This window comes from Actinoplanes sp. NPDC023714, from assembly GCF_040639855.1.
Lineage (GTDB): Bacteria > Actinomycetota > Actinomycetes > Mycobacteriales > Micromonosporaceae > Actinoplanes.
In genome coordinates, this window is sequence record NZ_JBFAAR010000005.1 from 73,239 (window position 1) to 84,913 (window position 11,675).

The 11,675-nt window shown below is 71.5% G+C and carries 12 protein-coding genes; 4 read left to right on the plus strand and 8 right to left on the minus strand.

Going from position 1 to position 11,675, the window contains the following annotated elements; genetic code table 11:
* Positions 1 to 1,125 (plus strand): NADH-quinone oxidoreductase subunit D, encoded by a 1,125-nt coding sequence (locus AB0G10_RS23115; RefSeq protein WP_360926426.1) that lies wholly within the window; start codon positions 1 to 3, stop codon positions 1,123 to 1,125.
* 3 nt (positions 1,126 to 1,128) lie between these two features.
* Here the strand turns inward: AB0G10_RS23115 and AB0G10_RS23120 are convergent, their stop codons facing one another.
* From AB0G10_RS23120 to folP, 8 genes are all read right to left on the minus strand, one after another.
* Positions 1,129 to 2,535: a hypothetical protein gene (locus AB0G10_RS23120; RefSeq protein ID WP_360925224.1), complete on the minus strand. Its 1,407-nt coding sequence runs from the start codon at positions 2,533 to 2,535 to the stop codon at positions 1,129 to 1,131.
* 102 nt (positions 2,536 to 2,637) lie between these two features.
* Positions 2,638 to 3,129, minus strand: a complete 492-nt coding sequence (locus AB0G10_RS23125; protein ID WP_360925227.1) for a hypothetical protein — start codon at positions 3,127 to 3,129, stop codon at positions 2,638 to 2,640.
* Between the two features lie 54 nt (positions 3,130 to 3,183).
* On the minus strand, positions 3,184 to 3,477 hold the full coding sequence (locus AB0G10_RS23130; RefSeq protein WP_360925230.1) for a hypothetical protein: 294 nt from the start codon (positions 3,475 to 3,477) through the stop codon (positions 3,184 to 3,186).
* A 2-nt stretch (positions 3,478 to 3,479) separates the two neighbouring features.
* The gene (locus AB0G10_RS23135; protein ID WP_360925233.1) at positions 3,480 to 4,682 is read right to left on the minus strand and encodes an ABC transporter permease; all 1,203 of its coding nucleotides are present in this window, start codon (positions 4,680 to 4,682) and stop codon (positions 3,480 to 3,482) included.
* 91 nt (positions 4,683 to 4,773) lie between these two features.
* The gene (locus tag AB0G10_RS23140) at positions 4,774 to 5,292 is read right to left on the minus strand and encodes a DUF3180 domain-containing protein (RefSeq protein ID WP_360925236.1); all 519 of its coding nucleotides are present in this window, start codon (positions 5,290 to 5,292) and stop codon (positions 4,774 to 4,776) included.
* Positions 5,289 to 5,816 (minus strand): 2-amino-4-hydroxy-6-hydroxymethyldihydropteridine diphosphokinase, encoded by a 528-nt coding sequence (gene folK, locus AB0G10_RS23145; protein ID WP_360925239.1) that lies wholly within the window; start codon positions 5,814 to 5,816, stop codon positions 5,289 to 5,291. Before folK ends, AB0G10_RS23140 begins: the two co-directional genes overlap by 4 nt.
* On the minus strand, positions 5,813 to 6,178 hold the full coding sequence (gene folB, locus AB0G10_RS23150; RefSeq protein WP_360925240.1) for a dihydroneopterin aldolase: 366 nt from the start codon (positions 6,176 to 6,178) through the stop codon (positions 5,813 to 5,815). The genes folK and folB overlap by 4 nt, the downstream gene beginning before the upstream one ends.
* Positions 6,175 to 7,014, minus strand: a complete 840-nt coding sequence (gene folP, locus AB0G10_RS23155; protein WP_360926428.1) for a dihydropteroate synthase — start codon at positions 7,012 to 7,014, stop codon at positions 6,175 to 6,177. Before folP ends, folB begins: the two co-directional genes overlap by 4 nt.
* A gap of 363 nt (positions 7,015 to 7,377) precedes the next feature.
* On the opposite strand from folP, the gene AB0G10_RS23160 reads away from it, so the two are divergent.
* From AB0G10_RS23160 to AB0G10_RS23170, 3 genes are read left to right on the plus strand one after another with little or no spacing between them, the layout of a single operon-like run.
* Positions 7,378 to 7,638: a hypothetical protein gene (locus tag AB0G10_RS23160; protein ID WP_360925243.1), complete on the plus strand. Its 261-nt coding sequence runs from the start codon at positions 7,378 to 7,380 to the stop codon at positions 7,636 to 7,638.
* Between the two features lies 1 nt (position 7,639).
* Entirely contained in the window at positions 7,640 to 8,002 is a 363-nt protein-coding gene (locus AB0G10_RS23165) for a hypothetical protein (protein WP_127543820.1), read from the plus strand.
* Positions 8,003 to 8,060: 58 nt separating this feature from the next.
* The gene (locus AB0G10_RS23170; RefSeq protein WP_360925246.1) at positions 8,061 to 11,675 is read left to right on the plus strand and encodes an ATP-binding protein; all 3,615 of its coding nucleotides are present in this window, start codon (positions 8,061 to 8,063) and stop codon (positions 11,673 to 11,675) included.

An 11,675-nucleotide genomic window follows, 5' to 3' on the forward strand; every position in this document is an offset into this window, starting at 1 on the left:
ATGACTGTCGGGACCGGAGCGGGCCTCGACACCGCCGACATGGTCCTCAACATCGGTCCGCAGCACCCGTCGACGCACGGCGTGCTCCGGCTCAAGCTCAAACTGGACGGCGAGCGGGTCGTCGAGTGCGAGCCGATCGTCGGTTACATGCACCGCGGCGCCGAGAAGCTGTTCGAGGTGCGCGACTACCGGCAGATCATCATGCTGGCGAACCGGCACGACTGGCTCTCCGCGTTCTCCAACGAGCTCGGCGTCGTGCTCGCCGTCGAACGGCTCATGGGCATCGAGGTCCCGGAGCGCGCGACCTGGCTGCGGATGGCGCTCGCCGAGCTGAACCGGGTGCTCAACCACCTGATGTTCCTCGGCTCCTACCCGCTGGAGATCGGCGCGATCACGCCGATGTTCTACGCGTTCCGGGAACGGGAGACGCTCCAGGCGGTCATGGAGGAGGTCTCCGGCGGCCGCATCCACTACATGTTCAACCGGGTCGGCGGCCTGAAGGAGGAGATCCCGGCGGGCTGGACCCGGCGGGCGCGTGAGGCGGTCGGTGCGGTCCGGCGGCGGATGCCCGACCTCGACCGGATCATCCGCAAGAACGACATCTTCCTGGCGCGCACGGTCGGCGTCGGCGTCCTCTCGGCGGCTGACGCCGCCGCATTCGGGGCCTCCGGTCCGGTCGCGCGAGCGAGTGGTCTCGATTTCGATGTACGACGGGACGAGCCGTACCTCTTCTACGACCAGGTGGAGTTCCCGGTCGTCACCAGGGACACCGGTGACTGCCACGCCCGCTTCGAGGTCCTGCTGGATCAGGTGTACGCCTCACTCGACCTGGTGGAGCAGTGCCTCGACCGGGTGGAGCGGATCGGCGGGCCGGTCAACGTGCGGCTGCCCAAGGTGGTCAAGGCGCCGGAGGGCCACACCTACGCGTGGACCGAGAACCCGCTCGGCGTGAACGGCTACTACCTGGTGTCCCGGGGCGAGAAGACGCCGTGGCGGCTCAAGTTGCGGACCGCCTCCTATGCGAACGTGCAGGCGCTGTCGACGCTCATCCCCGGCTGCCTGGTCCCCGACCTGATCGCCATCCTCGGTTCGATGTTCTTCGTGGTCGGGGACATCGACAAGTAGGGGTCAGCGGTCCCGCTGGTATCCGGGGTAGCCGGCGAAGTCCTCCAGGGAGCCGACGTTCGTGTCGTTCGCGGAGGGGCGGTGCCGGCGGGCCTTGTACTCCCCGGACGGCTCCTCCTGGTAGTCCTGGTAGCCCTGCTCCGGGTATTCCTGGTATTCCTGGTAGCCCTGCTCGTCGTAGCCGTAGTCGTAGTCGTTGGCGCCGTACTGGGTGCCGCCGTACTCGTTCCCGGCACCGGCGTAGCTCTCGTTGCCCGCGTAGTTGTCGTTGCCGGTGGCGTAGTTGTAGTCGTCGGCTGGGGGATCCTGGCGGCCGCCGTACTGAGTGCCGGGCCGGACCGAGGCGGATGCGCGAGGGGCGCCGGACTGCGGGATCGGCCCTGACTGGATAGGCCCGGACGGGATCGGCCCGGACTGGATGGGGCCGGACTGGATGGGGCCGGACTGGATGGGGCCGGACTGGATGGGGCCGGAGGAGATCGGGCCAGAGGTCATCGGGCCGGGCGGGACCGAGGCGGACGCTCGCGGCGGCCCTCCCGGAACGGACGCGGAGGCGCGGGTTCCGGGGCCGGGCGGTGGCGGGACCGCTGCGGCGGCCCGCGGGCGTGGGACCGGGCCGGGTGGCATGGTGCCGGGCCCGGGTCCGGTCATGGGAGCAGATCCATTCATGGGAGCGCCGCTCATGGGCGCGCTCAGCGGATTGCCGCTCAGCGGCGGGCCCATCGGCGGCTGGCCCATCGGCTGCTGGCCCATCGGCGGCTGGCTCATCGGCTGCTGGGGCGCGGGCACCGCGGCCGAGCGCACCACCGAGGCGGAACCCTGGGGCGGCGCCGGCGGCACCGCGGCCGAGGCGCGGCCGGCGGGCTGGGGGGCGTACTCCTGCTCGTACTCGTCCTGATAGCCCTGGTCGTAGTCCTGGGCCTGCTCGTAACCCTGGCCGTCATAGGGTTGGCCGTCATAGGACTCGTAGCCGCCGTAGGCCTCGGCGTCGTAACCGGAATTGTCATATGCCGGTTGCGGAGCGTAGTCGGGCTCGGCTGTCACCTGCGCCCGGCCCCCGGGCACGCGCGGCGTCAGCGGCGGCCGGGCCGGGTCGGGCTGCGACGGGACCGGCGGGGCCGCCGCGGCGTTCGCGAACTCGGCGCGCATCTGCCGGCGGAGGTTCTCCACCTCTTCCGCGACGCGGTCCTCGACATCCATCCTGAGCAGCACCGGATCGGCACGGATCAGCATCGATGCGCCGATCAGCACCACGCTGACGGCGAGCAGCAGCACCGCGAACCGGATCGAGGTGGTGCCACCGCCGATCAGCACGACGGCGGCTGCCAGCGGTGCGAGCACCACCCCGCCCCAGAGGAGGCCGCGGAGTAGCTTCGCGCTGTGTCCCGCTTGGGAGTCGCGTTCCGGCATGGGGGCAGATGTTACCGAGAGTGCGTCCCGGACGAAACGGCCGAGCACTCGAACGGCACAAATGACCCACTAGCACCGACACCGATGGGCGGGACCCAGCGACTATCTGGTTCCGCGCCGGCCGCCGAGCGAGGCGAGACCGACGATCCAGCCGACGAAGAGGCCGTACCCGGCGCCCGCGCCGGCCGCCCGGAACGCGTTGAGCAGCGTCGGATCGGTGAGGAAGAGGGTGGCGAGCAGGGCGGCGAAACCGCCCGCGAAGATGTACGAGGCCCAGCCCGCGAAGAACTGGCTGATCGTGCCGCGCGCCCGGGCCAGCTGCGAGCCGGGCAGGAGGTAGAGGAAGAGCGCGGTCAGCACCACGAGCAGGATCGCCTTGAGGTCACCGACGATCACGTCGCGCAGCGAGTCGTCGGTGTCGAAGCTCCAGTGCGGCCAGGCCAGCAGGCGCAGCCACCAGCCGCCGGCCGTCTCCGGCTCGGTGTTGTCCACGGCCCAGTCGCTGTACCAGGGGCTGCCGAAGACGAGGACGAGGATCAGCGCGGCGAGCGTGCCCGCACCCGGTGCGGTCTTATATCGATTCCCGAGAGCCATGGCCCCGTTGTTCCCAGCGGGGCCCGGCATTCAAACGACGGACGTCATTACCCGCTATCTGCTCAAGTAATCGATGAACGCGGCACGGAGGAGCGGCTCCGACTCGCCGAGATCGCGGCCCTCGAGCTCGCGCCAGAGCGCGACGGCCTCGTCGATGGTCGGGCCGATCGAGTTCGGCGCGCCGTCCAGCGAGGCGGCCTCGTCGGCGTCCGGCAGGTGCCGCAGCACCGACCAGTAGAACTTGACGTCGTGGCGCTCCCGCGCCCGGGCGAATGCCCGCTCGCGCAGGTCCTCGGTGGAAAGGGCGTCCAGTTCGGCGAAGGTCGGCGAGCTCATGGTCAAAAGCATAGCTAGCGGGTGGCGCCCCAGGGGCCGTCGTCCCAGCGGTCGCTGCGGGCCGGCTGCTGCTCGGCCGGCGCGTTCCAGGTCTCCGGCCGGTCCGGCGACCAGGTGCCGTTGCTCGGCGCGGCGTTCCACTCGACGCCGGTCCCGGCCGGGAGCGGGCGGCCGTAGGTCTCGACCAGCCGGGTGACGATCAGGCCGGCCACGAAGACGCTCGCCGCGATCGCGAAGAGGGCGATGTCGAGTTCGCGGCGCTCCTCGTAGTCGAGGAAGAGCGTCAGCGCGGTGACCGCGAAGAGCGTGCCGAAGATGCCGCCGCGGCGCCCGTACGCGCTGGTGCCGCCGAGCAGGGCCAGGCCGATGCCGATGCCGGTCCACTCCAGGCCGGTGCCGGGGACGACCGGGTCGTTCGGGCCGGCCGCCAGGATCACGCCGGCGCCGACCGCGAAGAGCGAGGAGGCCACCAGCGCGAGGATCACCGGGACGGCGGCCGCCGGGCTGCCCCGGCGGGCCGGGTCGCCGGCCGGCCGGAACGCGCCGACCCAGCGGCGGACCGGGCCGATCGCGCCGAGCGCGCCGCCGATCAGGGCGAGCAACGCGAAGCCGCCGAAGAGCGGGAAGGCCTGGTCGGTCGGGTTCCAGTCGCCCTGCACGTCGACCGGCGCGATCCGGAGTTGTGCGTAGACGACCACGCCGAGGCCGGCCGCGAGGGTGGCGGCCCAGCCCGGGACGTGCAGCGCGAGGATCACGACGGCGGTGACCAGGCCGCCGGCCGCCCCGATGATCAGGGCCGGGGTGAGCGCCGGGACCAGGCCCTGGTCGCCGTTCTCCGCGTAGTGGAACGCGGCCGCCAGCGCGATCGGGCCGATCGCGAGGTTCGGCACGCCGGCCCGGAGGCTGAGCCCGGCGCCGAGGGTGAGCAGGCCGATCGCGGCGCCGAGGACGAGCAGCGAGTCGAGGGCGGGGCGCTGGAGGGCGGCCGAGTCCTCCCGGAAGAGCAGGAAGGCGATCGCGCCGGTGGCGACGAGGAGGACCACTTCCCAGCCGAGGTGGACGCCGAGCCGGTCGCGGCCGTCCTCGTCCGCCGCGGGGAAGGAGCCGGTGCCGGTGACCGGCGCGCGCAGCGACTGGTCGAGCGTGCTGGTGGCGGTGTCGTCGTACTGCACCCGACGCCGGTACGCGGCGGGGTCGGTGGGTTCGTCGTACGACATGTCCGCGCCTCCTTACGCCTCCGCGAGTCCTCCGCAAAGCATACGGACAAGACGTGGCCTCAGTTCAGAGCACGGTTTTCGTCGACGGGCGTCAACGTCGTTCGGTCGGCCGGTCGGAGTCGTCGTCCTTGCGGTCGGGCTGCTCCGGCACCCGGCAGGCCCGCTCCAGCCAGAGCGCCGCGCCGATCAGGGCGAGCGCCGCGACCAGACCGCCGACGGTGGCCGGGATGTCGTCGCGGGCCGCTTTCGTGGGCTCCAGCAGCAGCCAGGTGAGCAGGCCCGCGGAGAAGCCGGCGAAGAGCGCGCCGACCAGAGAGGACGCTTTCGCGAGGGCGACGTAGCGCGCGACGGCGAGCGGCTCGACCGGCAGCGCGCCGGGCTTGCGCTGGATGCGGGCGCCGGTGTTCTGCGCGAGCATCCCCTCGGCGACCGCGAGCACCGCCAGGACCAGGGCCGGCGTCCACGGCAGCGCCGGCAGGCGGGAGTAGGAGAAGCTGAGCACCAGCCAGCCGACGGCGGCGGCGGCCAGGCCGGCCACCACCAGGACGGAGATGCTCGTCGGTCGCAGCGAGGGGTCGGGACGACGGCCGTCTTCCGGGTTGGCGCTCACTTCGTCGACTCTAGCGACACATCGGGGCGGGGGCTCACCTCGGCGAGGTCGGCGGCGAGTTCCGGCGACCGCAGCAGCGCGGCGATCGGCCCGTGTCCGGGCAGGACCGCGTCCGGCTCCACGTCGAGCCACGGCCGCAGCACGAAGGCCCGCAGGTGGGCGCGCGGATGCGGCAGCGTCAGCTCGGGGTCGTCGCTGATCACCGGCGTGCCGTCGGCCCGCCGGACGGCGATCACGTCGACGTCGAGCGTGCGCGGCCCGAATCTGCGCTCCGGATCCCGCACCCGGCCGGCGGCCGATTCGCACGCGCGGCAGCGCTCCAGCCAGTGCCGCGCGGTCGCGCTTCCGTCGTGCACGATCAGAAGAGCATTGAGGTACGAAGGTTGAGCAGCGTCCCCCCAGGGAGGCGTCTCGTAGACCCCGGACACCGCGACCACGCTCGCGCCGAGCAGCTCGACGGCGGCGCGCAGATGGGCGGCCCGGTCGCCGAGGTTGCTGCCGAGCGAGAGGACCGCCGTGGTCACGAGCGGCTCCGGCCCAGCGTCACGGCGACGTCGGCGAACTCGTGCGGGATCGGCGCCTGCGGCTTGTGCACCGTCACCTCGGCGGCCGTCACCCGCGGGTCGGCCAGGCAGACGTCGAGCAGCCGCTCGGCGAGGCGCTCCAGCAGGTTCACCGGCTCCCCGGTGATCACCTCGACCAGGCTGCCGGCCAGCTCGCCGTAGTGGACGGTGTCGGCCACGTCGTCGGACCGGGCGGCGGGACCGAGGTCGAGGTCGAGCCGGACGTCGACGACGAAGTCCTGGCCCTGTTCCCGCTCGAAGTCGAAGACGCCGTGGTGGCCGCGCGCGCGTAGCCCGGTCAGCGTGATCCGTCCGGTCGTCATCGTTCCCCCGTACCCATGAAGGTGTTCTTCTCGCTCGTGAGACGCGGTGATCCGGTGGCTCTCCAGACGGCGAGCGCGTCGGCCGTCGCCCGCACCTCGTGGACCCGGACGCCCCAGGCTCCGGAGGCGACCGCCAGGAGAGAGGTGGCGAGGGTGGCCGCCTCCCGGCCCTCGACCGGGCGCGGCGTGCCGTCCGGACCGGCCAGCAGCCGCCCGAGATAGGTCTTGCGGCTCGCCGCGAAGAGGACCGGGAACCCGAGCCCGGTCAGCTCGCCCAGATGCGCGGAGAGCGCCCAGTTGTGCTCGGCCAGCTTCGCGAAGCCGAGACCGGGGTCGAGGACGATCCGGCCCGGGTCGACGCCCGCCGCGACCGCCTCGTCGGCGCGCTGCCGCAGCTCGTCGCGGACCTCGGCGACGACGTCCCGGTAGACCGCGAGCTTCTGCATGTCCCGGGAGTGCCCGCGCCAGTGCATGAGGATCCAGGGGCAGCCGGCCGCGGCCACGACCGACGCCATCCGGGGGTCGGCGAGACCGCCCGACACGTCGTTCACGACCACGGCGCCGGCCTCCAGCGCCGCCTCGGCGACCGCCGCGCGTGTCGTGTCGACACTGACCGGTACGCCCTCGGCGAACAAGCGCCGGATCACCGGAACCACCCGGGTGATCTCGGTCTGCGCGTCCACCCGCTCGGCGCCCGGCCGGGTGGACTCGCCGCCGACGTCGATGACGTGGGCGCCTTCCTGAAAAAGGCACACGCCGTGTTGAACCGCGGCGTCGATATCCGTGTATCTCCCACCGTCAGAGAAGGAGTCCGGCGTGACGTTGAGGACGCCCATCACGACCGGGTGATCCCGGCGGAGCAGTTCAGCGCCCGTGAGCTGCGCGTCCAGCGGCGAAGTCGGCACAGGCAAAGGGTACGGGCAAGCGGCTTTTCGAACAGGTGTACGATGCCACGTGACTGAAATTCACGCGCTCCTTCACCTTGGGTAACGAAACGGGCGCTTGTTGCTCGCAAGTACGGGCCGTACTCTTCGGAACTGGGCATCATGAAGTGACCGAAGAGAGCAGACGAGCATGGCAGTGCCCGAACGGCTCACTCGACGTGGTGAGCGCGAGGTAGCACCATATGGGCGTTGCCGTACGGCTTCACAACTGCAGCGTGTCCGTACCCCCCTTACCGGACACGGGGAGGTTTACCGATGATCGCCACTGAACTCGCCATCCTGGCGGCACCAAGCGGCAGCATCAACACCGAAGGCATCGTCACTTTCTTCGCGAGCAACATCGCACCGATCCTGCTCGCGGTCCTCGGCGTGATCTTCATCGGCCGGGCCAGCCGTGGCGAGATCTCCAAGGTGCTCACCAGTTCGGCGATCGCGATCGTGGGCCTGGCGTTCATCGCCGGCGCGGCCACGCTCTTCTTCGTCGGCGAGAACATCATCGACCTGATCTTCAACTGAGATGCGGCTCAGGACCGACGACGACATCTACCGGGCACGCCTGGTCTATCTGGGCCCGCCCGGATACACGCTGCCCGTGCACCTGCCGTACGCGCAGTACGGCATGTTCGTCGTGCTGGTGCCGCTCTTCATGTTCCTCCACTACCTGATCACGCTCGACTTCGACCCGTTCCCGGCCTGGGAGATCGCCCTCGCCATGGTGACGACGTCGTACGTGTTCCGGCATGTCGACCCGGACCGACCGGCCCGGGTCGTCATCCGCACCGCGCTCACCGACTGGCGCCGCACCCGCGAGCCCGCCGTGGAGCAACGCGATCCGAGACTTGTCGCCACTCGCATCCGCGTCCGGGAGGAGTTGGTATGACCAGTTGGATTGTTCGTTCGATACCGGCCGCTGCCGCACGCACCGCCGGGGTCCGCGCATGACCGGAACCCCTCCGCACGGGCATCCCCGCGCGGACGCCTCGTCCGCAGACAGGCAGAGTAACGGTGTGCGCCCGGACAACTACTCTTCGCCTGATCCGCTGGACAACGCCGAGGATCTCGTCGCGGCTCCCGGACACGGTGGCGTCGGTGTCTTCCAGGCACCCCAGCCGGTCCGTCCACGCGCCACCGCGGTCGACGACACCACCTTGGACATCGACTCGCCCTTCCTCGACCTGTTCGGCGGGACGGCCACTCCGGCGCGTACCGGTGGTACCCGTCAGAGTGATCTTCATGCGGAACCGGCCCCGGAGCCGGATGACGACGGCTTCGGGTTCAACGACCGGATGAGCGGTCCGGTTGCCCCGGTCTCGGGTGCGCCGGTCTCGGGCGCTCCCCTCTCAGGCCGGCCCGTCTCGGGCGCTCCCCTCTCGAGCCCGCCTTTCTCCGCGCCGGCCTCTGCGCCGCCTGTCGCCGGGCCACCGCCTGTTGCCGGGCCGTCACCCGTCGCTCCCGTGTCGCCGCCTCCTCCGGTGGTCGAGGACTCCCCCGGGTGGAACGGCGCGCCCTTCACCCGGGCGCCGGCCGGTCCCGAGCCCGACTACTACGCCGATTCCGAGCCGGCGTCGTTCGCCCCGCAACCGGCGGCTTTCTCCTCGGAGCAGGCTTTCCCCTCGGAGCAGGCTTTCTCCTCGCAGCCGGCCGCGCCGGTCGAGCCGATGCCGGACGAGTTCGACTTCAGCGAGTTCGACAACTGGCCGACCTCGCCGGCCCCGGCCGCGCCGGCCGCCTTCCCGGCCGGTGCGCCCCTGCCCGCCGGGCCGGCCCCCGAAGGGCCGCGTCCAGCGGCCGTCGAACCGGTGCACGCACGCCGGCACCGGCTCGGCGACGACGCCCCGACGCCTGCCGGGAACGCGCTGCCCGTACCCGTACCCGAAAAGGCACCCGCCAAGCGCAAGGAGAAGTCCCCGGCCAAGCGCCCGGAGAAGGCTCCCGCGAAGCGGGAGGCGCCCATCCGGCCGCGCAAGGAGCCCAAGGCCGCGGCGCTGCGCCCGCAGAAGCTGAAGTTCAGCGACCGCGACCCGGCCATGGAACTCGCGATCAGTGAGATCGCCGGGCACCTGACGTTCACCCAGAGCACCGTGACGGCGTGGTACTACCTGCCCGAGGTGCGCTGGGCGTTCCGGCCCGACGCCGAGCGCGAGGCGCTGCTCAGCGCCATCTCCGAGCAGTACGCGGGTCTCGCCGGCTTCCGGCTGCACCTGCGCCGGACCACGCGGCCCTTCCCGGCCGACGAGTGGGCCCGCACTGTCGACTCGTTCACCGCGAAACCGCTGCCCGACGTGCACGGCGCCACCTCCTGGTCGGACCACCTCGTCTCGGCGCAGCGCCACCTGCTCTCGGTCAACCACGCCGAGGGGCAGACCTACCTCGGGGTGACGTTCGCCCGGCGCTCGCTCGGCGACACCTTCTCCGAGCGCATCCTGCGGATGTTCGGCAAGGGCACCTCCGAGGGTGAGCGGCGCAAGCTGGGCCGGACCGTCGAGCAGTTCGACGAGGTGCTCAACGCGTTCGGCATGCGCGGCCGCCGGGTCACCCCGCAGGAGCTGGAATGGCTGCTCTACCGCTCGGTGGCGCTCGCCATGGCCCCGCCCGGACTGCTCTCCCCGGTCACGAACGGCCACTGGGAGACCGGCGACCTGCTCGCGCTCACCGAGCAGGTCGAGCGTTACCGGACCCCGTACGGTTCCACGGTCAAGCTGGTGAACCGGATGACCGGCGAGGAGCGGCACGTCGCCGTCCTCTCCGTCGGCCGGATGGAGCCGCTGGAGATCCCGGAGAAGCACGAGCCGTGGATGCACTTCCACGAGCGCCTGCCGTGGCCGATGGAGCTCTCCTCGCGGATCGACATCCTCGGGTCCAACAGCTCCTTCAAGAACCTCGAACACCGGCTCCGCATGATCCGCTCGCAGCAGCTGGATTACGCCGAGCACGGCATCGACGCCCCGCCGGAACTCGAGCGCCTCGCCAAGCGGGCCCTCGTCATCGGCGACGAGATGACCACCGGCCTGCCCGTCGAGTCGGCGCGCGCACACGGCTGGCACCGGATCGCGGTCGGCGGCGCCACCCGCGAGGAGTGCCTGGAACGCGCCCGGCGGCTCATCCAGCTCTACTCCCGCGAGCTGCGCATCTCCCTGCAGCACCCGAAGAACCAGGACCAGCTGGCCCGCGAGTTCATCCCGGGCGAGCCGATCGCCAACACCGGCTACGTCCGACGCATGCCGGTGAAGCTGCTCGCGGCGGCGCTGCCCCAGGCCGCGTCGACGGTCGGTGACCGGCGTGGCGACCTGATCGGGCGTACCGCGGGGACCTGCCGCCGGCCGGTCTTCCTCGACCTGCACTTCCCCATGGAGGTGCGGGAACGCTCCGGCCTCGGCGTCTTCGTGGCCGAGCCCGGCGGTGGCAAGTCGACGCTGATGGGCGCGCTCGGCTACCTGAACGCCCGCCGCGGCGTCCAGGTCACCCTGCTCGACCCGTCCGGGCCGCTGGCCCGCCTGTGCCAGATGCCGGAACTGCGGCCCTACTCCCGGGTGCTGAACCTGACCGGTTCCGAACAGGGGACGCTGGCGCCGTACGCGCTCATCCCCACCCCGGTGCGCTCCGAGTTCGCGACCGGGCCGGCCGGCGACCGCGAGTTCGAGATCGCGGTCTCCAACGCCCGGGCCGAGCGCCGCATGCTGGTCCAGGACATCTGCTCGATGCTGGTGCCGCCGCAGGTCGCCAAGGAGGCCTCCACGGCCACCCTGCTGCGGCACGCCGTCCGCCAGGTCCCCGCCGAGGAGACCTCCACCCTCGACGACGTCGTCCGCACCCTCCAGGGCCTCGACGACAACGAGGGCCGCGAACTCGCGAACCTCCTCCTCGACACCGCCGAGATGCCGCTCGCGCTGCTCTTCTTCGGCCACCCGCCGCAGCACCTCCTCGGCGCCGACGCGGCCCTCACCGTCATCACCATGGCCGGCCTCCGCCTCCCCGACCTCAAGATCGAGCGGGAGTACTGGTCGGCCGAGGAGTCCCTGGCCCTGCCGATGCTGCACACCGCACACCGGCTCGCCGTCCGCCGCTGCTACGGCGGCTCGATGTCGTCCCGCAAGATGGTCGGCCTCGACGAGGCGCACTTCATGGAAGGCTGGCGCTCCGGCCGCTCCTTCCTGGTCCGCCTCGCCCGCGACTCCCGCAAATGGAACCTGGCGGCCCTGGTCGCCTCCCAGAACCCTCGCGACATCCTCGGCCTCGATGTCCAGAACCTGGTCTCCACCGTCTTCGTCGGCCGGATCGCCGAAGACCAGGAGATCGCCTCCGAAGCACTGCGGCTCCTGCGGGTGCCGGTACACGACGGATACGAGGCGACGCTCGCCTCCCTCTCCCAGGTGGACACCTCGTCCCAGCACCGCCTGGGCTTCCGTGAGTTCGTGATGCGGGACGTGGACGGGCGGGTCCAGAAGGTCAGAGTCGACGTGGGCTACGTCGACGGGCTCCTTGAACATCTGGACACGACACCGGGAACGGCGCCGCCTGCGGTGGTGCCGCTCCCGTCCGACCTGGAGGTCTGA

Coding starts and splice junctions, on each gene's coding strand:
- AB0G10_RS23115 (WP_360926426.1), top strand. CDS start 1: ATGACTGTCGGGACCGGAGCGGGCCTCGACACCGCCGACATGGTCCTC.
- AB0G10_RS23120 (WP_360925224.1), bottom strand. CDS start 2,535: ATGCCGGAACGCGACTCCCAAGCGGGACACAGCGCGAAGCTACTCCGC.
- AB0G10_RS23125 (WP_360925227.1), bottom strand. CDS start 3,129: ATGGCTCTCGGGAATCGATATAAGACCGCACCGGGTGCGGGCACGCTC.
- AB0G10_RS23130 (WP_360925230.1), bottom strand. CDS start 3,477: ATGCTTTTGACCATGAGCTCGCCGACCTTCGCCGAACTGGACGCCCTT.
- AB0G10_RS23135 (WP_360925233.1), bottom strand. CDS start 4,682: ATGTCGTACGACGAACCCACCGACCCCGCCGCGTACCGGCGTCGGGTG.
- folB (WP_360925240.1), bottom strand. CDS start 6,178: ATGACGACCGGACGGATCACGCTGACCGGGCTACGCGCGCGCGGCCAC.
- folP (WP_360926428.1), bottom strand. CDS start 7,014: ATGGGCGTCCTCAACGTCACGCCGGACTCCTTCTCTGACGGTGGGAGA.
- AB0G10_RS23160 (WP_360925243.1), top strand. CDS start 7,378: ATGATCGCCACTGAACTCGCCATCCTGGCGGCACCAAGCGGCAGCATC.
- AB0G10_RS23165 (WP_127543820.1), top strand. CDS start 7,640: ATGCGGCTCAGGACCGACGACGACATCTACCGGGCACGCCTGGTCTAT.
- AB0G10_RS23170 (WP_360925246.1), top strand. CDS start 8,061: ATGACCGGAACCCCTCCGCACGGGCATCCCCGCGCGGACGCCTCGTCC.